General features: G+C 42.2%; 19 protein-coding genes and 1 other RNA gene. 12 read left to right on the plus strand and 8 right to left on the minus strand.

Annotation, left to right across the window (positions count from 1 at the left end; genetic code table 11):
* Positions 1 to 29: 29 nt before the first annotated feature.
* A complete protein-coding gene (locus JS40_RS00990) occupies positions 30 to 1,085 on the minus strand; it encodes a glutaminyl-peptide cyclotransferase (RefSeq protein ID WP_034257751.1) in 1,056 nt (351 codons plus the stop codon).
* Positions 1,086 to 1,171: 86 nt separating this feature from the next.
* Here JS40_RS00990 and ffs point away from each other — a divergent pair.
* From ffs to fsa, 3 genes are all read left to right on the plus strand, one after another.
* Positions 1,172 to 1,270, plus strand: an RNA gene (gene ffs, locus JS40_RS14995) — signal recognition particle sRNA small type.
* Between the two features lie 77 nt (positions 1,271 to 1,347).
* Positions 1,348 to 2,157 carry an SDR family oxidoreductase gene (locus JS40_RS00995; protein ID WP_034257752.1) on the plus strand — a complete coding sequence of 270 codons (810 nt, stop codon included), beginning with the start codon at positions 1,348 to 1,350 and terminating at the stop codon, positions 2,155 to 2,157.
* 100 nt (positions 2,158 to 2,257) lie between these two features.
* On the plus strand, positions 2,258 to 2,911 hold the full coding sequence (gene fsa, locus JS40_RS01000) for a fructose-6-phosphate aldolase (RefSeq protein ID WP_034257753.1): 654 nt from the start codon (positions 2,258 to 2,260) through the stop codon (positions 2,909 to 2,911).
* 62 nt (positions 2,912 to 2,973) lie between these two features.
* Here fsa and JS40_RS01005 read toward each other — a convergent pair whose 3' ends face one another.
* Positions 2,974 to 4,362, minus strand: coding sequence for a TlpA family protein disulfide reductase (locus JS40_RS01005; RefSeq protein ID WP_034257754.1), 1,389 nt, complete (start codon positions 4,360 to 4,362; stop codon positions 2,974 to 2,976).
* Positions 4,363 to 4,514: 152 nt separating this feature from the next.
* Here JS40_RS01005 and JS40_RS01010 point away from each other — a divergent pair, with 152 nt between their 5' ends.
* Entirely contained in the window at positions 4,515 to 6,140 is a 1,626-nt protein-coding gene (locus tag JS40_RS01010; protein WP_034257755.1) for an ABC-F family ATP-binding cassette domain-containing protein, read from the plus strand.
* 3 nt (positions 6,141 to 6,143) lie between these two features.
* On the opposite strand, the gene JS40_RS01015 is transcribed toward JS40_RS01010, so the two are convergent.
* Positions 6,144 to 6,386, minus strand: coding sequence for a hypothetical protein (locus JS40_RS01015; RefSeq protein ID WP_034257756.1), 243 nt, complete (start codon positions 6,384 to 6,386; stop codon positions 6,144 to 6,146).
* A gap of 11 nt (positions 6,387 to 6,397) precedes the next feature.
* Entirely contained in the window at positions 6,398 to 7,120 is a 723-nt protein-coding gene (locus JS40_RS01020) for a hypothetical protein (RefSeq protein ID WP_034257757.1), read from the minus strand.
* Positions 7,121 to 7,264: 144 nt separating this feature from the next.
* Here JS40_RS01020 and JS40_RS14735 point away from each other — a divergent pair, with 144 nt between their 5' ends.
* A complete protein-coding gene (locus tag JS40_RS14735) occupies positions 7,265 to 7,840 on the plus strand; it encodes a fasciclin domain-containing protein (RefSeq protein WP_051957451.1) in 576 nt (191 codons plus the stop codon).
* Positions 7,841 to 7,955: 115 nt separating this feature from the next.
* On the plus strand, positions 7,956 to 8,561 hold the full coding sequence (locus JS40_RS01030; protein ID WP_034257758.1) for a fasciclin domain-containing protein: 606 nt from the start codon (positions 7,956 to 7,958) through the stop codon (positions 8,559 to 8,561).
* Between the two features lie 56 nt (positions 8,562 to 8,617).
* Here the strand turns inward: JS40_RS01030 and pheT are convergent, their stop codons facing one another.
* The gene (gene pheT, locus JS40_RS01035) at positions 8,618 to 11,044 is read right to left on the minus strand and encodes a phenylalanine--tRNA ligase subunit beta (RefSeq protein ID WP_034257759.1); all 2,427 of its coding nucleotides are present in this window, start codon (positions 11,042 to 11,044) and stop codon (positions 8,618 to 8,620) included.
* A gap of 89 nt (positions 11,045 to 11,133) precedes the next feature.
* Here pheT and JS40_RS01040 point away from each other — a divergent pair, with 89 nt between their 5' ends.
* Positions 11,134 to 12,366: a TlpA family protein disulfide reductase gene (locus JS40_RS01040; protein WP_034257760.1), complete on the plus strand. Its 1,233-nt coding sequence runs from the start codon at positions 11,134 to 11,136 to the stop codon at positions 12,364 to 12,366.
* On the opposite strand, the gene JS40_RS01045 is transcribed toward JS40_RS01040, so the two are convergent.
* Positions 12,351 to 13,691, minus strand: a complete 1,341-nt coding sequence (locus JS40_RS01045; protein ID WP_034257761.1) for a hypothetical protein — start codon at positions 13,689 to 13,691, stop codon at positions 12,351 to 12,353. The two genes, JS40_RS01040 and JS40_RS01045, sit on opposite strands and share 16 nt — an antisense overlap.
* A gap of 91 nt (positions 13,692 to 13,782) precedes the next feature.
* Positions 13,783 to 15,888: an ATP-dependent DNA helicase RecG gene (gene recG / locus JS40_RS01050; protein WP_034257762.1), complete on the minus strand. Its 2,106-nt coding sequence runs from the start codon at positions 15,886 to 15,888 to the stop codon at positions 13,783 to 13,785.
* Between the two features lie 87 nt (positions 15,889 to 15,975).
* Between recG and JS40_RS01055 the strand changes: the two genes are divergently transcribed.
* Positions 15,976 to 18,033 carry a M1 family metallopeptidase gene (locus JS40_RS01055; RefSeq protein ID WP_034257763.1) on the plus strand — a complete coding sequence of 686 codons (2,058 nt, stop codon included), beginning with the start codon at positions 15,976 to 15,978 and terminating at the stop codon, positions 18,031 to 18,033.
* Positions 18,030 to 18,944, plus strand: coding sequence for a patatin-like phospholipase family protein (locus tag JS40_RS01060; RefSeq protein WP_034257764.1), 915 nt, complete (start codon positions 18,030 to 18,032; stop codon positions 18,942 to 18,944). The genes JS40_RS01055 and JS40_RS01060 overlap by 4 nt, the downstream gene beginning before the upstream one ends.
* Here the strand turns inward: JS40_RS01060 and JS40_RS01065 are convergent.
* Entirely contained in the window at positions 18,941 to 19,465 is a 525-nt protein-coding gene (locus tag JS40_RS01065; protein WP_034257765.1) for a DUF7935 family protein, read from the minus strand. The two genes, JS40_RS01060 and JS40_RS01065, sit on opposite strands and share 4 nt — an antisense overlap.
* Positions 19,466 to 19,638: 173 nt before the next feature.
* Between JS40_RS01065 and JS40_RS01070 the strand changes: the two genes are divergently transcribed.
* The 3 genes from JS40_RS01070 to JS40_RS01080 all read left to right on the plus strand — a co-directional run bounded on the left by JS40_RS01070 (position 19,639) and on the right by JS40_RS01080 (position 24,965).
* Positions 19,639 to 21,384 carry a T9SS type A sorting domain-containing protein gene (locus JS40_RS01070; RefSeq protein WP_034257766.1) on the plus strand — a complete coding sequence of 582 codons (1,746 nt, stop codon included), beginning with the start codon at positions 19,639 to 19,641 and terminating at the stop codon, positions 21,382 to 21,384.
* Positions 21,385 to 21,459: 75 nt separating this feature from the next.
* Entirely contained in the window at positions 21,460 to 24,225 is a 2,766-nt protein-coding gene (locus JS40_RS15000) for a sensor histidine kinase (protein WP_084677411.1), read from the plus strand.
* Positions 24,222 to 24,965 carry a LytR/AlgR family response regulator transcription factor gene (locus JS40_RS01080; protein WP_034257767.1) on the plus strand — a complete coding sequence of 248 codons (744 nt, stop codon included), beginning with the start codon at positions 24,222 to 24,224 and terminating at the stop codon, positions 24,963 to 24,965. The genes JS40_RS15000 and JS40_RS01080 overlap by 4 nt, the downstream gene beginning before the upstream one ends.
* Positions 24,966 to 24,968 lie beyond the last annotated feature (3 nt).

Here is a 24,968-nt window from a genome sequence, read left to right on the forward strand (position 1 = left end):
AGAGTGCATTCATCCATTAAAAGGATATGTTACTTCTCAACGATCTCGATCTTGAACAATTTATCCCAATTTTTTCCGGTGACATATAAAATGTTTGGCTCGCCCTTATACGCAATCCCGTTCAACACATCCAATGTTTCGTGTAGAGTGACCTCGTCCTTTAAGCTGCTTAAATTGATGACACCTTCTACAGCGCCATTCTTGGGATTCACAATGGCAATGGCACTTTGCTGGTAGATATTGGCATAGATCTTTCCTTCTACCCATTCCAGCTCGTTCACTCTGGGGATCTTACTGGTATTGGTGTATATCTCTATGTAGCCTTGTTCACCAAGGGTCTCCGGATGTAACGTCCATATCTTTTCGGTTCCATCACTTTTATAAATGTTTGTGCCGTCGTTACACAGCCCCCATCCTTCTTTACTGGAACCATACACAAATGTTCCTTTTTTCTCCAGCGTGGCCAGATTATAGATGAATCCCGTGTTCTCCTTCCAGGTTAGCTGGTAAATCCTATCATTTAGAATTGTGAGACCTTCACCAAAGTAGGTGTCGGGCAAAGGGATCTGCTGAAGCACTTCGCCGGTAATATAATTGGTCTTTCGAAGCGATGACGATTTGTACTGTCCGGTACTTTCGTATAATGTATCATTCTCAAACTCCAGTCCTTGCGTGTAAGCATTGCGGTCGTGAGGATAACTTTCTAAGATCTTATATGTATAAAGAGTTGGCTTTTCCGAAGCGACCATGGTAAATACTTTGTTTACCATATAGGTCGACCCATTAGATTCGACACGGGCTTCCAAGTTACGCTGGCCCAGTTTTTTTTCTGAAAGTGATACCGAAACGGGCTCAGTACCTTTCACAGAAGCGATCACATCACCGTCCAATAAGTAGGTCACCGATGACATATCACGGTTCTTTAGATTTTGAAGCGACACCGAGATCGTTTCAGCAGGGGTATAGACCTTTTTGTTTTCCTTGATTTGAATGCTAAACAGGTCGTTGGCATCTTCTGAAGTATTGCCACAGCCACCCGCAAAAGCAGCTAAGACCATCACTATAAAATACTTATGGAATTTCATGATTCGATCAAATTTTCGGCAAGATATTTATTATAATCTAGAACTAAAAATCATTGTGAAATCTACAAAAACCCGTATATTTGCACCGGCAAGTCCTACACAACCAGCTCCTGTTGAATCCCCCAGGGCGGGAACGCAGCAAGGGTAGACGGTCGTAGCGGTGTGATGTAGGTAGCTTGCCATTTTTTGTACCCTTATTTTTCGTTCCAATCTTTTGGAAAAGTACCCGGGGTAACGCATCTTTGTTCTTTCAAGCAATAATATGGCGAATGTAGTTTTTATTACCGGAGGTTCTTCAGGAATTGGAAAAGCCATAGCCGAATTTCTTACAGAAAAAGGGTTCCGGGTCTACGGAACCAGCAGGTCGCCCCAAAAATATGCAGATGAGTGCTCCTTTCCATTGCTGGCCATGGATGTAACCGATAATGCCTCTATCATTACAGCAGTTTCCGAAGTAATTAAAAGAGAAGGTAGGCTTGACGTGCTCATTAACAATGCCGGTGTTGGTATTACCGGTCCCATTGAAGAAACACCCGATGCAGAGATCCATAAGGCATTCGAAACCAATGTATACGGACCTATTCGTGTTATGAAAGCGGCCTTGCCACAAATGCGGCAGCAAAAAAGAGGGCATATTATAAACATAACCTCCATTGCGGGGTATATGGGATTGCCGTATCGCGGGATCTACAGTGCTACTAAATCGGCTTTGGAGATCACCACCGAGGCTTTCCGCATGGAAATTAAACAGTTTGGAATTGAGATGACCAATATCGCACCGGGAGATTTCGCCACCAATATTGCCGCGGGTCGTTATCATGCTCCGGTATTGGAGGATTCACCGTACCGTGATGCCTACGGAAGCACTCTTCGCCAAATGAACGAACATGTAGTTCAAGGTGAAGACCCGGCCAAAATGGCCCGGATGGTATTCAAGATCATTTCCACTACCAAGCCCAGGATCCATTATAAAGTTGGGGCACCGCTTCAAAAATTCTCTATTGTGCTTAAAAGAGTTCTTCCCGATAAGGTATACGAGCGAATGTTACTCAACCACTACAAGCTCAAGTAGGTTATGAACAATTCTTGTTCGGAAAATAGTTAGTGCAAACGTTTTACAACAAGTCGATCTTATGTACTTTTGTACCTACTAAAAATATAAACCCTTTACTATGAAATTTTTCATTGATACGGCTAATCTGGATCAAATTCGCGAGGCTCAAAACTTAGGAGTTCTCGATGGTGTTACTACGAACCCTTCGCTAATGGCGAAAGAGGGGATCACGGGACGAAATAACATTCTAAAACATTATGTTGATATCTGTAAGATCGTGGATGGTGATGTCTCTGCGGAAGTGATCGCGACCGATTTTGAAGGTATGGTAAAGGAAGGGGAGGAACTGGCAGAACTACACGAACAGATCGTGGTGAAGATCCCAATGATAAAAGAAGGGGTGAAGGCCATTAAATATTTTACAGACCATGGAATCCGTACCAATTGTACCTTGGTATTCTCTGCAGGACAAGCCTTACTTGCGGCGAAAGCGGGAGCGACCTATGTTTCCCCGTTCATTGGGCGGTTGGACGATATTTCCACCGACGGGCTAAGTCTTATTGCCGACATACGATTGATCTACGATAATTACGGTTTCGAAACACAAATTTTAGCTGCTTCCGTGCGTCATACCATGCATGTACTGGAATGTGCTAAAATAGGTGCCGATGTCATGACAGGACCTTTATCCTCTATTGAAGGGTTACTCAAACATCCTTTAACAGATATAGGTCTGGCGACGTTCTTAGCCGATTATAAAAAAGGGAACTAAAACCTCCAACAACAAAAAAAGCCTCAACACCTTGAGGCTTTTTTATTGTATGTACATTGCTGTTATTTATTGAGATATCCTAACAACAGCTCTTCCATTTTCGGATTGAAAAGATTGGCGTTCCCCTCCAGAATGACCCCGTTTTTATCTACGAGTATGGATTTATTAACCGTGTTGATAACGAGTTTATTTTCAGCTTCATCGATGTTCTCCAGTTGAAACTCGAGGTTACTGTTGTACCCGGCATTGCGAACGATATCGCGCCATTTTTTAAAATGAGTATCGGTGTTTATACCAATAAAGTCGTATTCGGGATATTTATCCTTTAATTCGGCAGCTTTTGAATGTATGTCTTTGTAATGACGCATGGACTGCGCAGACCAGAAATACAGGACGGTTGGCTTCTTGATCAATTTTTGAAGATCCATCATGGTATTCTCTGTGGTCACCAAGAGAACATTGGGTACGGTGTTACCAGGGGTCAAGCGCATGGTAGCTTCAGCGAGTGCTTCGATCTCCCTGTGGTGATAGGAGTTTGTATTTGTCTTTAGAAAAAGTTCTTTGATTAGACGTTCGTTTTCAGCATCCTTCCCATTGATCAAATAATGTTTTACGAAGGTGCGAAGAAGATTATTTTTTAACGAATCGTTTGTTACCAGGCTATCGATCGTTTGGATCTTGTGATAATTGTGCAGATATGAAAATTTATCCAAATCCTGCTCCGATCTGTATTTTTCATAGACTATATTATCGAAGTAGCGATTCAGGAAGCGGTAATAGGGATAATAGGAACGAAGTTCTTCGTTGCCAAAGTCAATTGTATCGCGATAGTCGAAAAAGCCATCGGGATAACGAATGGAATTAGCTGCATTGGCAGTTACATACATTTCTTTTTTTGAAAAGTAATCGTAGTTGATATTGGCTTCTACAATCTCTTCAAAAGCGTCACTGGTATCATGAGAGTCCTTAAAATCTTCAAATAAGGAAACACGTATCTGTTTTAATGAATCCAGTTTCGACTCGTATGCCATTGGAGAAAGGGTGTACCATGAAGGGACCACTTTGTTTTCGGCTTCATTTATAAGAAAAAGCTCCATAAGAAGATTGTTCTTGTCGGCGCCTTTACCGGTGTAGGTAAGAGATTCGTCGAAATCTACGGTGTTCACCCGAAAAATAATACTATCACCGGGCTCTACAAAAAACATTTGATATTCGAAATGCTGAAAAGAATAAAATCCGCTGGAAAAATCCTTGGCCTCATACAGAAAGAAGTTCTTATCGTTTAGTGGTACGGTATCCAAAATCTTTTGATCCTTCCGAAGGACTACATATTCAGATTTGGGATTAACAACTTCTCCACCCACCCAAATGGTTTTGGAGGATTCTTCTGAAGCGTTATTGCAAGAAACGCATAAAAGTATGGAAAGGAGGAATAGTAACTTATTAAACAATGGATGCTGTGGTTTAGGTACAAACAAAAGTAATTCACCATCTAGGGTGGGAATGTTAATTCCTCGTTAAAAGGAATTTTAAAACGTTAATGTTTCTTCAATCCCAGTTAATTGGCTACTTTTGCGGCGAATTACAAAAATTTCCAATCGCTATGCTTTCAGTTTCAAATTTATCGGTTCAATTCGGGAAACGTGTCCTTTTTGACGATGTCAATACCCAGTTTGTACAGGGCAACTGTTACGGGATCATTGGGGCGAACGGTGCCGGAAAATCTACTTTTTTAAAAATACTATCGGGCAAGCAGGATCCTACTTCGGGTCATGTACATTTGGAGCCCGGCAAGCGTATGTCGGTGCTTGAACAAAACCACAATGCGTACGATGACTTTATGGTGCTGGAAACCGTTCTGCGAGGAAATAAAGAATTATTTGCTATCAAATCGGAGATCGATAAGCTTTATGAGGATTACTCTGATGAGAATGCCGAGCGTATCGGAGAACTGCAGGTAGCTTTCGAAGAGATGAACGGCTGGAACGCCGAAAGTGATGCAGCCGCATTGTTGTCGAATCTTGGTATCGATGAAACGGCTCATTACAGCCTTATGGGCGATCTTGACGGAAAGCAAAAAGTACGTGTGCTTCTTGCGCAGGCTTTGTTTGGTAACCCCGATGTACTGATCATGGATGAGCCTACCAACGATCTGGATTATGAAACCATAAGCTGGCTGGAGAACTTCTTGGCGAACTATGACAACTGTGTGATCGTGGTATCGCACGACAGACATTTTTTAGATTCGGTGTGTACGCACATTAGCGATATCGACTTCGGAAAGATCAACCATTATAGCGGGAACTACACTTTCTGGTACGAAAGCAGTCAATTGGCGGCCAGACAAAGGGCGCAACAGAATAAAAAAGCCGAAGAGAAGAAGAAAGAACTGGAAGAATTCATTAGACGATTTTCGGCGAACGTGGCAAAGTCAAAACAAGCGACCAGCCGTAAGAAGATGATCGAAAAACTAAATGTTTCAGATATAAAACCTTCCAGCCGAAGGTACCCGGCAATCATCTTCGAGCGCGATCGTGAGGCAGGCGACCAAATTCTTAATGTCGAAAATCTTTCGGCATCGCTTGACGGCGAGGTACTATTCAAGAATGTGGATATCAATCTGGCAAAAGGCGACAAAGTGGTCGTGTACTCAAGGGATTCTCGTGCCACTACGGCGTTTTACGAGATAATTAGCGGGAATGCCAAAGCAGACACAGGGAGCTATCAATGGGGCGTAACCACGGCACAAAGCTATTTACCGTTAGACAATAGTTCATTTTTCGACAACAACATGTCTTTGGTGGACTGGTTGCGGCAATGGGCCAAGACCGAAGAAGAACGAGAGGAAGTCTATATACGCGGATTTCTGGGTAAAATGTTGTTCAGCGGGGAAGAGGCCTTAAAAAAATCGAATGTCCTTTCAGGAGGTGAAAAAGTACGTTGTATGCTTAGCCGAATGATGATGATGCGTGCTAATGTACTTATGCTCGACGAACCTACCAACCACTTGGATCTGGAATCGATCACCGCCTTTAACAACTCTCTGAAGAATTTTAAGGGTACGGTATTGTTTACCACACACGATCATGAATTCGCGCAAACAGTGGGAAATCGAGTAATAGAGCTAACACCTAACGGTGTGATCGATCGTTACATGACCTTCGACGAATATATGAACGACAAGAAGATCAAGGAACAGCGTGATAGCATGTATGCCGAAAAGGTATAACGGTTATTCACCTATCTCTTTTAGGTAGGCGTCAATAGTTTCCTGTGCCCGGGGAAGTTCGTCATTGCGAATATACAACATCACCTGACCGGGAACACCCACGGTGAAGCCCGCCTGAATACTGCTTTCATTATCGTTGCGCTCAATTGGGCTTATACCCAGTTCATTCAGTCGGGAGACCAATCCTTTTGCGATCATCGCAGGGCCGGTATATATTCTGGTCGTTTCATTTTTGTATTGTGACATATCTGTTTTCTTTAGGCATTATAGAATTTGCTATCCCAAATAGCATTATTAAAATTTTTCCCATTAGCAAAACCATAAAAAAGCACGATCCCGCCTACGGCCTTGAACATGAACAAGAACATGAGTAAATATTCTTGCGGCGTTACCACAGGCGTAAATAAGTGTAATGGGGTGATCGACGTCAAAAATATACTTAGTATAAAGATGGTAAAGACAAGGTTCTCAAAACTCTTATAGGGCCACATCAGGAATTTTCTGAACGGATGAAGATCGTTCCCCCACGCATGCAGTAAATAGAAGTAATCGTTCCCTAACGGCACAAAAAGCAAGGGGTCATCGGCATTTTCAAGTTTCAATAGTTTAGACGGAGCCATGATCTTAAAATGTTGCAGTTGCGTGTTGTGATTTTTTTCGAACGCTCGTATGGCCGAAATGGCTTCGGAAGGAAAGGCTCCCTTGAAATAATGTGCGTCCAAGAACCGGAGACGGTAATCCACACATATTTTTTTTATATCCTGACGCTGATAGATCCGATGGGTCTCCAACTGTTCCATATCAATAGAGAACGGTATGTTTTCAGGAGAAGGTTTACTTTGCAGTCGGGTTTCGATGCCGCTGCGCAGGATTTCATTTTCCAGAAGGATGGCATGTACTTCTGCCAGGATTTCTTCGGAAGTGATCCTCCTGTTTCTGGAACGCTTTAGTTGTTTTTCTATATTAGTTTTGGGAAACATAACGGCAATTTTCTTTTAAAAATACAGACAAGCCGTCAGTCAAACAACATTTTAACATTAATTTGAAAAGACACTAAATAATCATGGACATTCTCCGTTTTGGTATTGTAATTGATTAATTTTAGCCCATTAAACCTATTTAAAATGATCTTAAAGATTACCGCTGTCTTACTTTTAACAACCTTCTTTACCTTGCCTGTACTATCGCAGAATACGCTAAGCAAGGAAAATCCTTCAGTAAAAACAATCTGGAACGATATTACCTTCGATTCGGAAAAGACACTTTCAGAAAATCTGGCACTCGCTGGTACATTCAGTGAAACTGAAAATATTTTAAAGGAAATTGAATCTCAGGTGCTTAAAGCCGATGCCATGGTTACTGTTTTTGTAGCTGAAGATGCTGCGTATAAAGCACTGGATAAAGAGGAGTACAAAGTGTTGTTTGCATCTAAGACCAATTTGAAGAATTTCTTTTCATATTACGTGGTTCCCGGTAGGCTGGACGCAACGACCTTACGACTCGCCATTTCAAAAAATGGCGGAACTGCTTATCTTAATACCGTAAACGGAGAGCAATTGGGGGTAAAGGAACGCGACGGAAATGTGATCTTATTCGACAAGCAGGGCAATACGGCAACTGTTACAGCCTCCAATTTTTACCATGCCAACGGTTTCTTTCATATTATAAGTGGACTGGTATTCCCGGCCACTGCCAAGTAACGGCTCGAACGGGCACTTACAAACGTTAAATAAATAATAAATCCGAAGTCTGCAAAAACCGCAGCACTTCGGATTTCGTTTGTATGCATATAACTTAAAATAAAAAATTCAAATTATGAAAAAGTCAAACATTAGTACCCTTATTGCCCTAACAGTTACTCTATTGGTGGGGAGCACTTCGATCGCACAAGACAAAATGATGAAGGATGCCATGAACAATGAAAAAACCGTAATGGTGGGTGGTGCTGCCATGTACCCAAGCAAAAATATTATCGAGAATGCGGTAAATTCAAAAGATCATACCACATTGGTTGCAGCGGTTAAAGCAGGAGAATTGGTGGATGTCTTACAAGGGGAAGGACCGTTCACGGTTTTTGCACCAACCAATGCGGCTTTTGCTAAATTGCCTGCTGGCACTGTGGAGGCATTGGTAAAACCAGAGAACAAAGCGAAGCTTCAAAGCATTTTAACGTACCATGTGCTGTCCGGCAATTATTCGGCTGAAGCCATTGTAAATGCAATCAAAAAAGGCAAGGGCAAAGCTACTTTTAAGACTGTTAATGGCGGGACCCTAACTGCAATGTTAAAGGGCAACAATGTTGTTCTAAAAGATGAGAATGGTGGAATCTCCATGGTCACTATAACTGATGTATTTCAGTCCAATGGGGTGATACATGTGGTGGATACTGTGGTATTGCCGGGAACCGGCAGCAAGAAATAATTTTTCTTACATCTAAATTAAAAGCGTCCGCTACTTACTAGCGGACGCTTTTTGTATTAACGTAAGGTAGCTCCAAAATCGGTCTCGAAACGCTTTTGCAATTTCGCCATGATCTTATCGATCTGTTTGTCGGTGAGTGTTTTGTTCTCATCCTGCAGTGTGAACGACAAGGCATAGGATTTCTTTCCGGCAGGCAGTTTCTTTCCTGTAAAAACATCAAATAACGTCACTTCTTTGAGTAAGGATCGCTCGGTTTGAAACGCAGCATCTTTTAGACTTTCAAAGGCAACGGTGTTATCCAATAAAAGGGCGAAGTCTCTGGTTACTTCTGGGAATTTGGGGATGGGTTTCATTTCAAAAGTAGCTGTAGGGATCTCTTCTAATACCAAGTCCCAGTTGAAATTGGCGTAGAGCGTTTCGGCGTCAATATCGAAAGCCGAAGCAAGTTTTTTACGAAGCACACCAAACTCTACCAGCGTCTTTTTCCCTTTTACGAAGCAGATCCCTTCCGAATAGAGATCACTTTTAACGGGTTTCTCGGTATATTCCGTGATGCCCAGACGCTGCAAAATAGCTGTGACCACACCTTTTAAGTAAAAGAAATTGGTCTGTGAGGAGTTACTTGCCCAGTTTTCAACTTCCTTATTGCCGGAAACGGTTAATGCCAGGTGTTTCTTTTCAATACGTCCTTCGGCATAATTGTGATAGGTTTTTCCAAACTCGAACAATTTCACGTTATGCATCCGCCTGTTCTTATTATATGACAGCGCCTCCAAACCACCAAACACAAGAGATTGCCGGAGAACGGAAAGATCCTGACTTAGCGGATTGAGCATAGTAACATTGTGCTCCGGGTTGAGCGTTGAGGTGAGACCTGCATATTTTTCCGAAGTGAGAGAATTTCCCAAGATCTCATGAAAGCCCAATCCTATAAGTTGACCAGCGGTCTTGTTCTGGATCTTAAAATCTTCTACTTTCTTGGTGGTAGCTATGGACGCATGTAATTTTTCAGTAAAATTGATCTTGTTGTAACCGTACACCCGAAGGATCTCCTCGATGACATCCACTTCGCGTATCACATCGTTTCTATAGGCGGGAATAGTCATCCCAATACCTGTTTCTGTAACGTTATTTACCTTGATCTCCAAAGAGGTAAGGATGCTTTTAATGGTTTCCTTCGGGATTTCCTCTCCAATTAGTCTGGCGGTATTCTCAAAATTGAGGACCACTTGGTGATCGTTGATTTTCTTTGGATAAATATCTACCACATCACTGGTGGTTTCTCCTCCGGCGATCTCGGTGATCAAAATAGCAGCTCGCATTAACGCATATTCTGTAATATTAGGATCGATACCTCGCTCAAACCGAAAGGACGCATCGGTATTTAAATTGTGTCGTTTTGCCGTTTTGCGAATACTCACGGGGTCAAAATAGGCACTTTCCAAAAAGATGCTTGTTGTTTTTTCTGTGACCCCACTATGCATGCCGCCAAAAACTCCGGCGATACACATGGGGCCGTCTGCATCACAGATCATCAGGTCTTCGGCGTCCAGAGTTCGTTCCACGCCATCGAGCGTTGTGAACTTGGTTCCGGCAGGTAGTGTCTTTACAATTATCTTATTTCCCGAGATCTTAGCAGCATCAAAAGCATGCAGAGGCTGTCCAAGTTCATGAAGCACATAATTCGTGGCATCCACAACATTGTTTATAGGAGCCAGACCAATGGCTTTCAGCCTATTTTGCAGCCAATCGGGTGAAGCAGTTACCTTTAGACCCGATAAGGTAACCCCGCAATATCTTGGAGCGAATTTCGTATCCTTTACCTGAACGTCTATTTTGAGGGTTCGGTTATCAATATGAAAGCTGCTTGTGGATGGGGTGATAAGTTCCACAGACATTCCTTTTTGAAGCAATCCTGCACGCAGGTCACGCGCTACTCCCCAATGGCTCATAGCATCGGCGCGGTTGGGTGTGAGTCCGATCTCGAACACCTTATCGTTCTCTACACTATAGACCGAAGCTAATTTGGTACCCGGTTTTAATTTCTTATTGAGCACTAAGATTCCTTCGTGGCTTTGTCCAAGACCTAATTCGTCTTCGGCACAGATCATCCCTTCGCTTACTTCACCACGAATCTTTCCTTTCTTGATCTCCCAAGGCTTACCTTCGGCATCATACAAGGTGGTGCCTATCGTGGCGACCGGGACTTTCTGACCCACAGCAACATTGGGTGCGCCACAAACGATCTGCAAATGGGGACCATCACCAATGGCTACCTTGGTTACTTTTAGGCGATCGGCATTGCTGTGTTGTTCACACGCTATCACTTCACCCACGACAATACCTTGGAGGCCGCCCGGCACCGATGTGAAAGACTCAATTCCTTCAATTTCGAGTCCGAGATCGGTAAGGAGTTCACCGGTCTTTTGGGCATCCCAGTCAATGTTTACAAATTGTTTCAGCCAGTTGTATGAAATCTTCATAAAATATTCTTAACAAACCGCAAAGATAGCATTTACCTCGTTTTTTGTAACTATTTTTGATACTTTCCCTACCAGAAATTGAAAATTATATGAAGTATTTACTTTTACTCTTTAGCGCACTGTTGGTTGTTTCCTGTAACAGGGACCCTAAAACTCCAAAAGTAGGAGAATGGCGCGCTGTTTTGGAATTGGATAAAGGGAAAAAGATTCCGTTTTTAATGGAATATGCTACAGGGAATGTGATCACTTTCTATAATGCAGGAGAATCGATCGAGATTACCGATGTCACCTTAAAAGGCGACAGTATTATATTGGAACATCCTGTTTTTGAAGGTGTTTTTAAAGGGATCTATTCTGAAGATTCCATCTATGGAAGTTTTATTCAGCCCAGTTTGGATCGCGCGGTGCCATTTAAGATGAAGCAAGGCAGGGCGGAGCGATTTGACCTTTCTAAAGCTCCCAATCAAATCGTTACCGGAAATTGGGAAACTGTTTTTAGTCCCGATTCGGAGGCAGATCGCTATATCGCCAAAGGGATCTTTGACCAGAAAGGGCATAAGGTTACCGGTACTTTTAGAACCACTACCGGTGATTACCGGTTCTTAGAAGGCGCTGTGGAAGGCGATTCACTGAAACTCTCAACCTTCGACGGAGCCCATGCCTTCTTGTTTGAGGCTGAGGTAAAGGACAGCGTTATGAATGGGATCTTTTACAGTGGAAATCACTGGAAAGAGCCTTTTATCGCAAAGCGGAATGAAAATTACGAATTACCCAAAGCAGATTCATTGACATTTTTAAAGGAAGGGTATAAGAATATAGAGTTTAGTTTTCCAAATACAGATGGAGACATCGTTTCTTTATCCGATGAACGCTTTCAGAATAAAGTAGTAATCGTGCAAATCATGGGTACCTGGTGTCCCAATTGTTTGGATGAGACTAAATATTTTTCAGAATATTATAAAAACAACAAGAACGAACAACTTGAATTTGTGTCACTTGCTTTTGAATATGCCAAAACGGAAGCCAAGGCCATGCAAGCGATCAATAAGCTAAAAAGTGCCGTGGATGTGCCTTACCCTATCTTACTTGCCCAGTATGGCAGTAGCAGCAAGCAGAAGGCCAACGACAAACTCCCTATGCTTAATCATGTTCTTTCCTATCCAACCACTATTTTCATTGACAAAAGCGGAAACGTACGGAAAATTCATACCGGCTTTAACGGACCCGCTACAGGGGAGGAGTACGATACTTTTGTAAAAACTTTTGAAGCTTTTGTACAAATGCTCCTCGAGGAAACTCCCGAAGATCAATCACCACAGTGAGAACCCTCGGCGATCCATCTTTTTTCTTCTTCAAACGCTTTATAATCATGATTTATAGCGCCTAATCCTAAGAAACTAAGGCTCAAACCCGCATGGACCACATATTTACAAGTAGCTGTATGGCAAGGACGGTTGTCCAGCAGTCCTGTGCTTAAGTAGGAAGATGTGTGTGTATTGAGTAACAAGTAAGGGACAATGGTGTTGCCAAAGATCCCGAGCTCAAAACGAGGAAACTCCACACCTACGCCCATGCCTGCAATTCCCGCTGTGGCGGTATTGCTGTCTCCAGTTTGCTCGGCGCGGTCTCCGGTGACATCGGCAAAGGTATTCACGTGACCTGTTTCGTAACTAAAACCAAGACTACTGTTGTAATTGAGCTTGATGCTTACCTGGCTGCTGCTGCCCGGAGCCACTTCCGGATAGATCTTTAAATTTGCTTTTAACCGCAGGGTCACCGGTATCACTCCGTTCACTAAAATGGTTCTCTCGATCTTCGCCGGAATTTCCAGAATAGCAATCTCCGATCCCAGACCTACAGCCGCAAACTTCACCTCCATCTCTCCCTGCATCCCATCATTGCGATATGTGAACTGTTGGGTTTCACCATCTTCAATTAGAATTTGTGCATTGCTCGTAAAGGAGGAGATAAAGCCTTCGGCAACAATACTGCAGACATTACCTTTTTCGGCACTGAGTTTTATCTTGAGCTTGCCACCAGCTTCAGGAGTGAGGTTGAAACCTACTTTCCAGCCTTTTATCATCTCTTCGTACCGAATGTGAAGTCCTTCCTCGCCTTCCGGTGAAAGTCCTTGTGCTTCCTCTTGAGGTGCGATGAACCCAAGCATGGGAGTGGCCATTGTAATTACGGGTTGTCCTACATGCATGGTAGTGGTTGCTGCCGTTGCGTTAGACCAGTTAATAGGCGCGCTGTATTGGATATTGGCATCCTTGTAATAATCGGTGAGTTTAGCGAAATCTGTTGTTACTACTATGGTGCCGTTTTCTTTGTGCACATTCTTGATTTTCCGAAGTGAATGCCTTTCAAAAAGAACCACGGTCCCGGCTTGAAGATCTTCAATGTCGTCTGCATTGTCGTTAAAAACGTAGGTGCCGGTTTTTGGGTTATACGTTTGCAGCGATTCCATCACGGATGCCGGAACATTGGCCGTGCGTTCTTGCGTGGTGGCTTCAAAGGTTTCTGTTTTAGGAGTAATAAAACTGTTTTGATCTTTGTCGGATGATGATGCGTTGTTGGAACATCCCATAAAGAACATGAAACAAATGATCAAGAATGATAGCGCAGGCTGGTAGTTGGTTGCGGTCATAATAGTGTGTTGTTAAAATGCCTCTACTAAAGGTAACTACTTTATGATGAACCGCATAGAAAAAAATGGACTTTTAAAACTGCGCGTCTGATCAGGAAATATAGTTCCAGATATTCTTGTATTTGGATAGCTGTGCGAAGGTCTGTTTGATAGGCAGATGTTGCGGCTGCTCTAAATTGGGATCTTCCTTGAGTACCTGTAAAGCATAGGTGCGGGCGATCTTTAATATTTCTGAATCCTTTACAATATCGGCGATGCGTAAATTAAGTACACCGCTCTGTTGGGTACCCATGAGGTCACCGGGTCCGCGTAGCTTTAGATCGACTTCGCTAATTTCAAATCCGTCGTTGGTACGCACCATAGTCTCCAGACGTGTTCTTGCGTCGGCAGAGAGTTTATGGCCTGACATAAGTATGCAATAGCTCTGCGCTGCACCTCGTCCAACGCGACCCCTTAATTGATGCAATTGGGATAAACCGAAGCGTTCTGCGCTTTCTATCACCATGACGCTTGCATTAGGGACATCGACTCCTACTTCTATAACGGTAGTGGCTACCATGATTTGGGTTTCACCTTTTACAAAGCGCTGCATCTCGTACTCTTTATCTGCAGGTTTCATTTGCCCGTGTACGATCGATACTTGATAACGGGGAAGCGGAAATTCCCGAACAATACTTTCGTAACCATCCATAAGATCCTTGTAATCCATTGCCTCGCTTTCTTGTATAAGGGGATAGACAATATACACCTGCCGACCCTTTGAGATCTCCTCCTTTAAAAAGCGAAATACCTTAAGCCTGTTCGCATCAAATCTATGCACGGTTTTTATGTCTTTTCGTCCCGGAGGTAACTCATCAATAATACTAATATCCAAGTCTCCGTAAACGCTCATCGCGAGGGTGCGGGGAATAGGGGTGGCGGTCATGATGAGTACATGAGGAGGGTACTCATTTTTATGCCATAATTTGCTTCGTTGGGCGACTCCAAAACGATGTTGTTCATCGATAATGGCGAGGCCTAAATTTTTAAAAGCAACGCTATCCTCGAGCAGCGCATGAGTCCCGATTAGAATGTCCAATGAGCCATTTTTGAGTTTTTCGTGAATTTCTTTTCTTTTTGAAGTTTTGGTTGAACCTGTTAGCAATTCAACACTGGTATTGAGTGAGTTACATAATTCTATTATATTGTTATAGTGTTGGACTGACAAAATTTCAGTCGGAGCCATTAAACAGGCTTGAAAACCATTGTCAAGTGCTATAAACATTGATAAAAGCGCCACTATGGTCTTACCCGAACCTACATCTCCCTGCAACAAGCGATTCATCTGTGCATGACTTCCCAGATCTTGTCTAATTTCTTTGATCACTCGCTTCTGTGCATCGGTTAATTCAAAGGGTAAATGGTGGTTGTAGAAGTTGTTAAAATGATCCCCGACCACAGGAAAAGGATACCCCTTTATTTTGGTCTTATGAAGTAGATTTTTACGAATAAGTTGTAGTTGAATGTAGAATAATTCTTCAAATTTTAAACGGTATTGTGCCCGTGCCAAAAGCGACTGACTTTTCGGAAAATGTATGTTGAAAAGCGCATCGTTTTTTGAGAGTAATTTTAGCTGTTCCAGAAGCGGTTTTGAAAGACTTTCGGAGAACCCTTTTTTGGCCTCTAAAAATACCTGTTGCATCAAACTCCCGATTACCCTATTCGTGATACCACTGTTCGATAGTTTTTCGGTAGAAGGATAGACGGGCTGCATCGCAGAACGAATGCTTTTTTCATGTGCTTCCAGCAATTCCATATCGGGATGAGGCATGGAAAAGGTTCCGTTGAACCAGTTTGTCTTTCCGAAGATAACATACGGAACGTTGATCTTTAAATTCTCTTTGATCCATTTATGACCCCGAAACCAAACCAGCTCCATACTTCCCGTCTCATCTGTAAAGGTTGCCACCAGACGTTTTCCCCGCTGCTGTTGTACCATTTTAAGATGTGTGATCTTGCCAATGACCTGAATTTCGGCATTGGTTTGTTGTAATTGCCCGATCTTGTAATACTGCGTTCGATCCAAGTATCTGTTGGGAAACAGATTCAACAGGTCTTGAAAGGTATGAATGCCAAGTTCTTTTTTAAGCAGGTCTGCTCTGTTGGGACCCACACCCTTAAGGTAATCGATAGGCGTTTGCAGAAAATTCGCATTCATAGAACGAATTTAGCAATTCCATACGAAGACAGGGAATCCCGACAAAGGATTTTGTAATTTTAGCAAGAAAATTGATACAAACCTTTCATGCGCTTATTCATTTCTAGTTTTCTTTTTTGTTTTGCTCCGCTTCTTTTTGCACAACAAACAGAGGTCGTTGATTTTCTAAAGGCCGAGGCTGCCCTTATTCCCAATGCTTCTGAAAGGTCCATCCAAGGAAATGTTCGTTATACATTTAAAATGCTTCAGGATACAGATTCGATTTATTTGGATGCCAAGAAGATGACGGTCCTTGAGAATACCTCAAAGACGGAAACAGCGGCAACAGCCGATCGCATTTGGTTAGTAGATGATTTTAAAGAAGGTAAGGAATACACCGTGGCGTTCTCATACAAAGCATTTCCGAAGCAGACCCTGTATTTTGTGGGAGAACAATTATGGACCCAGGGTCAGGGAAAATATACCTCACACTGGCTTCCCAGTATTGATGATATGAATGACAAAATCGAGTTCGATCTTACCCTGGCGGCTCCTGCGGACAAAACAGTGATCGCCAATGGAGCGTTAAAAGAAACTTATACCAAAGACCAATTAACCTATTGGCAGTGGGATATGGAACAGCCCATGTCCAGTTATTTAGTGGCTTTTGCGATGGGGAATTTCGAGAAAAGAGAAACCAGATCCAAAAGCGGCGTGCCCATTGCGTTGTACATTTCAGAAGAAGATACAACCAAGTGGGAGCCTACATATCGATACACCGCAGATATCTTTGATTTCTTGGAAGCCGAAATTGAGATCCCGTATCCGTGGCAAAACTACAAACAAGTTCCCGTGAAGGATTTTTTGTACGCCGGTATGGAGAACACTACGGCTACCTTCTTTTCTGAAGCTTTTGTTGTAGACAGCATTGCCTTTAACGACAGGAATTACATCAATGTCAACGCACATGAGCTCGCGCATCAGTGGTTTGGTAATTTGGTGACTGAAACCGAAGGCACCCACCACTGGCTGCACGAAGGGTTTGCCACCTACTATGCTTTATTGGTCGAAAAAGAGAGCATTGGCGATGCGTATTATTACTGGAAGCTCTACCAAAGTGCAGAACAGTTAAAAGCAGCAAGCGACGAAGGAAAAGGAGAATCTCTTCTGGATCCAAAAGCAAGCTCCCTTACTTTCTACGAAAAGGGAGCCTGGGCTTTACACATTTTAAAGGAACAGATTGGGGAACGCCAGTTCCGGCAGGCCGTGAAGAACTATCTTAATAAATATGCCTTTCAAAATGTTACGACTGCCAATTTCCTTGATGAGGTCAAGGCGGTTACAACGGTGGACATTTCGCAGTGGGAAAAGGACTGGTTACAACAAACGGCTTTTAAGGCAACCCAGGCGTATGAGTCTTTAAAGAAGAACGATGCAATGATGCGTTTCTTTGAATTGGCCAGCCTTCGGGATGTTTCTTTAGCTGAAAAAAAGAAAAGTTTGATAAAGGCATTACAATCCAACAACGACTATATTGGGCAGGAGGCTGTATATCAATTGGCCAGTGAGCCCATTTCTGAAGCATTGCCCCTTTATATAAAAGCGTTGGAAAGTGACAACCTTTATATACGGCAGTCCGTTGCACTTACTATGGAGGAGATTCCGATTTCTCTACGAACTCACTTTGAAGGATTGTTGGAGGATGCTTCTTACATCACGCAAGAAGCGGCCTTGTATCGATTGTGGTCACTAGTACCCGAGAAAAGAACCGTCTATTTAGATAAAATGAAGGGTGTTCTTGGTTTTCAGGATAGGAATGTAAGGCAGTTGTGGTTGGCACTCGCACTGCTTACCCAAGACTACCGGGAAACGAACAAACGCGGTTATCTAGAGGAACTAAAAGGATACACCAGTTCCGATTTCGGGTTCGAAGTGCGCGAACGGGCGTTTGGCTATGTACAGGAGCTTCAGTTGTTCGACGAAAGTACATTGGCACATCTTGTAAATGCTTCGGTGCACCACAATTGGAGATTTCGAAATTCCGCACGGGAAATGTTGAAGGCAGTGCTCAAAAATCCCGCTTTGAAAGAGAAAATAACCGGTATTTGGGATTCCTTTTCCGAAGCGGAAAAAAGTAGTGTTCAATCCATAGAAACAGCAGAATGAGGGCATTGGTAATTTCAGGAGGGGGAAGTAAAGGTGCGTTTGCAGGCGGCGTGGCACAATACCTTATCGAGGAGCTATTTCACAACTACGATCTCTTTGTAGGGACGTCTACGGGAAGTTTGCTTATTTCACATCTTGCGTTACACAAGGTGGAAAAGATAAAAGAGGTGTACACTTCGGTGAATCAAAACAGCATTTTTAATCACCGTCCTTTTCTAATTAAGAAGGATAAGTACGGCGGAAAACAGATAGGGATCGACCATTTTAGCGTGTTGCGTAATTTCTTGCGGGGCAGTAAGACATTTGGGGAAAGTCAAAACCTGCGAAAACTCATAAAAGAGACCTTTACACAGTTTGAGTTCAATGCGCTAAAAGAAGGTCCTAAAGATGTGGTCGTAACGGTTTCCAACCTTAGTCTCAATCAGGTGGAATATAAATCGATCAACGATTTTAATTATGACGATTTTTTAGACTGGATATGGATCTCTTGCAATTATATCCCGTTTATGAGCATGGTCAAGAAAGACGGTTGTGAATATGCCGATGGTGGCTTCGGAAGCATGGTTCCCATTGAAGAAGCGATCAATCGCGGGGCGACGACGGTAGATGTAATTATATTGGAAACTGAAGTCACCTATTACAACAGATTGCCGTCCAAGAACCCCTTTTCACTTTTGACCAACATGCATGCGTTTATGTTAGATCGTATCGAGAAGCAGAACATTCGCATTGGGAAATTTGTGGCCGGGAATCATGACGCTATCATCAACCTCTATTACACGCCTACGGTACTTACGACCAATTCTTTAATTTTCGATAAAAAAATGATGGCAACGTGGTGGGAGAGTGGGTTCAATTATGCAAAACAAAAGAACACAGAACTTAACGAAATAAAGACACAGGATCGTTAGAAGAGTTCGCTCACCTCTTTTTTAATGTATGCCAGCGCTTTTTGGGAAGGCGTTATCTCTTCCATGAAATTACGTAGCAGCCATTCCCGCATCTGATCTGCGTTATGCTCCTTTTCGTGCATAGCACCTTGTCGTATCACATGAATGGTGGCGTTTTTAGCTGCATTGATGAGGTTCCAGCATTCCGGCGTAACATAGATCTGCTGGGTAAGGTTGTGTTCAAACTCCTGTTCGATATTTTTAATAAGTAATGCTTCGTATTTATCTACCTCATCGGCGAAAGGTCGTATTCGCACCAACAGTTTATTGGGGTCGATGCGTTCCAAAAAGAGTGTCATTCGCTCATACGCCTGGAGCCTCATGGGTAAAACTTTGTTTTGCGCTTCTTTCTGGATCAAGTAACGGCGTCGTCCTTCTTCGTTCGCTGTATGTCCTTTAAAGAAATAATAAGCAACCAGTCCCACGACAATGGCCGGCAACAGGTAAGCCACATAACTTAGAATTAGAGTAACATCTTCCATAAGTGATTTTATAAGATAACAAACTTAGTGTCTTTTTAGTATGTGGGCAAAAGAAATTGGATTGCTGTAACGAAACGTATCGTTCGTTATATGAAGTGATGCGATGATGGAATGCGTCTTGTTACTTATGTGATAGGTTGTTACTTTCCCTATCTCAACCAAACGTATGTGTCATGAAAACAACGCTATTCTTATTTTCGATCTCCTTATTCTCTTTAACGATCTACAGTCAACCGTTTCAAACCAATGTGGAAGTGGCTAATGGATTTTATCACGATATCAATATAGAAACGATCAATGACCTCTCAAATGATTTTGCGATTGCAGCAAATATTTTCGACACCAACTTTACTACACAACTCATGGCGATCCATCGTATGAATGCAGCAGGAACGATACAATGGTCCAACACGTATACCGATGCCGTTTTTCCGGAAGTGAGAGTACTTGATGTTGTGAACGTTGTAGACAAAATCTACGCAACCGGGTATGTGGCAGACGGCAGTGGAAAACGAAGCACCTTCATTGCAGAGATACAAGCCAGTAACGGAGCCGTGTTAAATGCGCATTTTTATGACATTGTGAACCCGGGCTTCAACTCACAAGGGTTTAAAATTGTTCAAACAAATAGCGACGCCAATAATGATACGGTTTCAGATCCGGGATTTTTGGTCGTAGGGCTCTTTGGCGCCTGTCAAGCAACCGATATTAGCTGTGCTTTGAACATAGGTTTTGTGTTAAGAACCGATATGAATCTGGCCCCTATATGGACCATTGAACTTGAGAATAATAATAGCACGGCCGGGACTTTCGATTTCGACTTTATTAATGACATTACCGAAACACCCACTGGTTTTTTTCTTACGGGAAGTATTACCGGTCAGGTCACTCCCGGAGTTGATCAACAGGGCGTCCTTGCTTACAAAATCGATTTTCTGGGGAATCCGCTTTGGGATCAAAGCTACATCTTTGGTAACTCTCAAGATGTAAGTGTCGATGCTTACTACGACAGTAATTCCCAACAAATATTCATGCTTTGTAATTATTCACAAACACATTATTTTGGTGTTACTAAATTGGCGGATGCTACCGGAGTCATCGACCCCGGTAGTTGGTTTTTAACCGGAAACGATCTTAATACATATGCTTTTAGGATCATGGAATCATTCAATAATCCCAATACACTATTGATATCGGGATACGACCGCGATGAATCGTGGGTAGATGGCTCTAACAACCCACAGTTTGGACAAACAAATGTATTTGTTCATGAATTCAACAAGAACACCGGGGCGATAACGGGAGGTACACGTCAATATCTGGTGCCTCACGTAGAGCATGGGCCCGAAGAGTTTAACTTCTGGGGTTTTCAGCAACCTGTTATCTATTACCCGGATATAAGCCTTCCCTATACGTTAAACGATGGTTCGGGCACTTATTTGTACCACGCAGGGTACCGTACCACACCCAATTCGACTACAGCGGCCGAGTTGTTTGCGGTTCCCGGATCTATGGATAATGAGTGTGTGAATTTGGACAAGTCGTTAACGCTACAGCCATTGGTATTTAATTCAATTATAGGCACTACGGGGCATGTAACCCCCAGTATGGGAACATTACAGCTTGTCGCCAGTCCGTTCAATGTTCAAGAACGAATATGTGATGATACCTTGGCAGTTTCAGATAATGAGCTGCCGGCTATAAAACTGTATCCTAATCCCGCTTCACAGCATGTTTATGTGTACGGTATGGATCTGTCTTCTTACCACCTGCTAGATTCGTTAGGGCGCGTGGTTCTTACAGGTACGCTAAGTTCCGGGGAGAATATTTCTTTATCCACAGTAGTTTCAGGAGTTTATTTTTTGAAGATTCAATTGAGAGACGGGAGATATACTATAAAGAAACTGATTGTCAAGTAGTACAGCTGTTCAAGATATTTTTTGCGTAATTTTAGTAGCAGAGGTCATCTTCAGAAAATTCAGTTATTTATTGATATGAACACAAGAACATTCCTAATATCGCTACTATTTGTGTTGCTTATTTGGAATGTTTCGTTCGCTCAACGGTATCAGAACTACAATATAGAACACGGTCTCCCAAGCAACCATGTTTATCGTATTACCCAGGATGCAGACGGTTTTATTTGGATAATCACCGACAAGGGAATTTCCAAGTTTAACGGATCGAAGTTTCAAAATTTTACCACTCGGAATGGGCTGCCCTCAAACGATATTTGGGATATTCGAATAACGCCCGACAGGAAGATCTGGTATTTTTCAAAAGCTTCGGAATTAGGATATATTTATAACGATAGTGTCTATCGCTTCCCGGTTTGTGAAGCAGGGGATGTTCTTTATCCTACTTCGACCAATACCTATGGCAATACCGTTGTTTTAGGTAATTCGAATGAATGGTTTTATTTATCGGCTTCGTGCTGGGAGTCCTTTTCGATGGAGCATACAAATTCAAAGATTCCTAAAGCCTTTCCGAAGTTATTTGAACGCTTTCATGAAACCAAAAAGGACGGGGCCACAAATTTAAAGTATCGCAATAAGGATTCTTTGGGCTTTTTATTATACGACGAAGGGTATGCCGTCATGGACTTCAATAAAGAAGAGCTCTACATTCGTTATTTTAGGAATACCAACAGTCCTAAACATCCAAATTTTCTACGGAATCATTATGTGAACCAAACATTGCAACTAACAGGCTTTCATTTTAATGCTCTGTTGGATGATACATATCACATGACAAGCCTGGTCGACATTCCGCAAGCATTCCAGTCGCATTTCTCGTTCCAAGATCGCTCCGGAAATATCTGGATCGCTACATTTAACAATGGAGTGTATATGCTACCTGTTGAGAAACGCAATAACCACTATTATTTTGAAGATAAAAAGGTTAAAGCTTTACGAAGCGTAGGGTCGAAATTGATAGCCAATGTATACGATGAAGGTTTTTATTTGTACGACCTCACCACAAAAACATTTGTACCTTACCTCAAAGAAAAAGGGTTCTTATACAATGCCATGTATATTCCAGAAGTAGATCGTTATTTCTTTACTACTGAAAATAATATCTTAACCACAAAAAACTTAAAGGAATCGCCTAAAACCATAGCGAGAAACAGACAATTACGCTCTCTTTTATATTGGAAGGGATCGCTTTTTGGAAATACCGCAGGCGGATTGGAGCGTTTGCATCCTGAGACCTTGCAAATTGAGAAACAGTGGCCGCAGGTAGGGATTAAGAGTATGACGATCTTTAAAGATAACTTGTACATGGGAACCTCGAACGGACTGCGGCTTCTATCCAATGATGCTATACATACGGTACAACCTGATGAAGCATTGCTCTCGTATCCCATTCTCACGCTCTCACACATAGGGTCGGACCAGTTGCTTATTGGTACCGACGGTTTTGGAGCGTATATAACCGATATTGAAACAACCTACCTTTTGGAACGTTCAGATTTTGCTAGTATTGAAGATGCCTATGTACAGGATAACATGGTGTGGCTTGCAACAGAACAGGGTGTCCTTCAATATGAAAAACACAACGGGCGGTATACCTTAAAAAGAAAGTTTGATGAAAGTGACGGACTACCTTCCAAAAAAATCAATTCAGTTTTTACGGTCAATGATACCCTTATTGCCAGTACGGATACCGGGATTGTGTTTGTGCCTACCGAGACCAAACAAAAATCACATTTGCTGAACATTTATATCTCAAAGGTTAGCTATGGAGATCAAATACTCTCGAATGAGCAACCCGTTACGGAGTATCGCTCTAATTCATCGCTTACATTTTCGGTAGACCAGATAAATTATGCGCCAAAGCATACGAAAGTTTCCTATGAGTATCGTTTATTACCCATACAACAACAATGGTCTTCTACTGCTTCGGGAACCATTACATTTAATGAATTAGCACCGGCTCCATACAAATTGGAGGTTAAATGCGAAGATAAGCGCGCCACTTTCGAAGTTGAGATTACTCCGTTATGGCATCAGACAATGCTTTTTAAAGCAGGGATGTTCATTTTGGCGATTGTAATCTTAGGAATGGTCCTGTTTTTAATAAGAAAACACGAACTCGCTAAAAAGACCCAAAAGATACAAGCCGAAAAAAAACTAGCCGAAAATGAATTATATGCATTGCGATCTCAAATGAATCCCCACTTCGTCTTTAATTCTCTGGCAGCAATTCAGTATTACATCAATAATAATGAAATGGAAACCTCTGAACGATATTTGGTCAAGTTCTCAAGGCTTATCCGTCAATTTTTCGAGTTGTCCAAACAGAAAGAAATTTCGGTAGCAGAAGAAATTTCCTTGCTGAAGAACTATCTGGAAATTGAAAAAATGCGATTCAAAGAGAAGCTGCAGTATGCGGTGCATCTCGATAAGAAGATCTCTTCCGAAGCATTTTCAATACCTACCATGCTTCTTCAGCCGGTAGTGGAAAATGCGGTAAATCACGGTATTTTTAATAAAACGGAAGCCGGAAAAGTACATATTAGGTTCAACTACATTTCTTCTCAAACGATACAGATTTCGGTCGAGGATGACGGTGTGGGCGTGGTGCAGCGTACAAGCGTTTCAGATAAAAGATTGAAATCTTCACAGGTGCTCGAAGAACGCATCCTGCAATTGAACAAATCAGGGCAATGGGAAATATCGATGACCCAAGGCGAAGTCGATCCTTCACAGCTCAACCGAGGGTATTGCACCACGTTCACAATAAAACGAATGCTATGAAAAAAACAACTGCAATCATTATAGATGATGAGATCTCAGCTTTAAAAGGACTTCAGCATAAAGTGGAAAAACTGTTTCCGGAGATCGAGATACTGGAAACATATCAAAAGCCCGAAACAGCAATTGTAGCACTTAAAAAAAAGAGTCCCGATATAGTATTCTTAGATATCGAAATGCCCAGAATGAATGGCTTTGAACTTTTGGCCGCATTAGAAACCATAAGCTTTCAGGTTATTTTTGTAACCGCATACAATGAATATGCACTCAAAGCCTTGAAACGATCTGCTGTGGATTATATCCTGAAACCGGTCGATTCCGAAGAATTGAAAACAGCCGTTCAAAAGGCACTTGCAAACATTAAGGAGAAATCACAAAATGAAATGCATCATAAACTTGTAGACATTCTTCATGAAACTTTCAGTAAAAGTGACAAACTTATTGTGCCTACGGCTAAAGGTCTTTCGTTCATCCCTCAAGAAGAAGTGTTGCACCTGGAAGGATGCGACGGATATACGAAGATTCATTTAACCGATACTTCTGAAATTCTCAGCTCCTATAACCTTGGACGCTTCGAAAAAGAGGTGGGTCGGCTTTTTTTTAAATGTCATAAGTCTCATATTATCAATCTGGAGAAAGTACGTAGTTTTGAAAATGAAGGCTATGTCGTTCTTGACGGTAACCGGCGTGTTCCTATCTCAAAAACCTATCGAAAAGCCTTTTTACAGCTAATAGGGAAGTAAAAA

It is taken from the genome of Altibacter lentus (assembly GCF_000746845.1).
GTDB lineage: Bacteria > Bacteroidota > Bacteroidia > Flavobacteriales > Flavobacteriaceae > Altibacter > Altibacter lentus.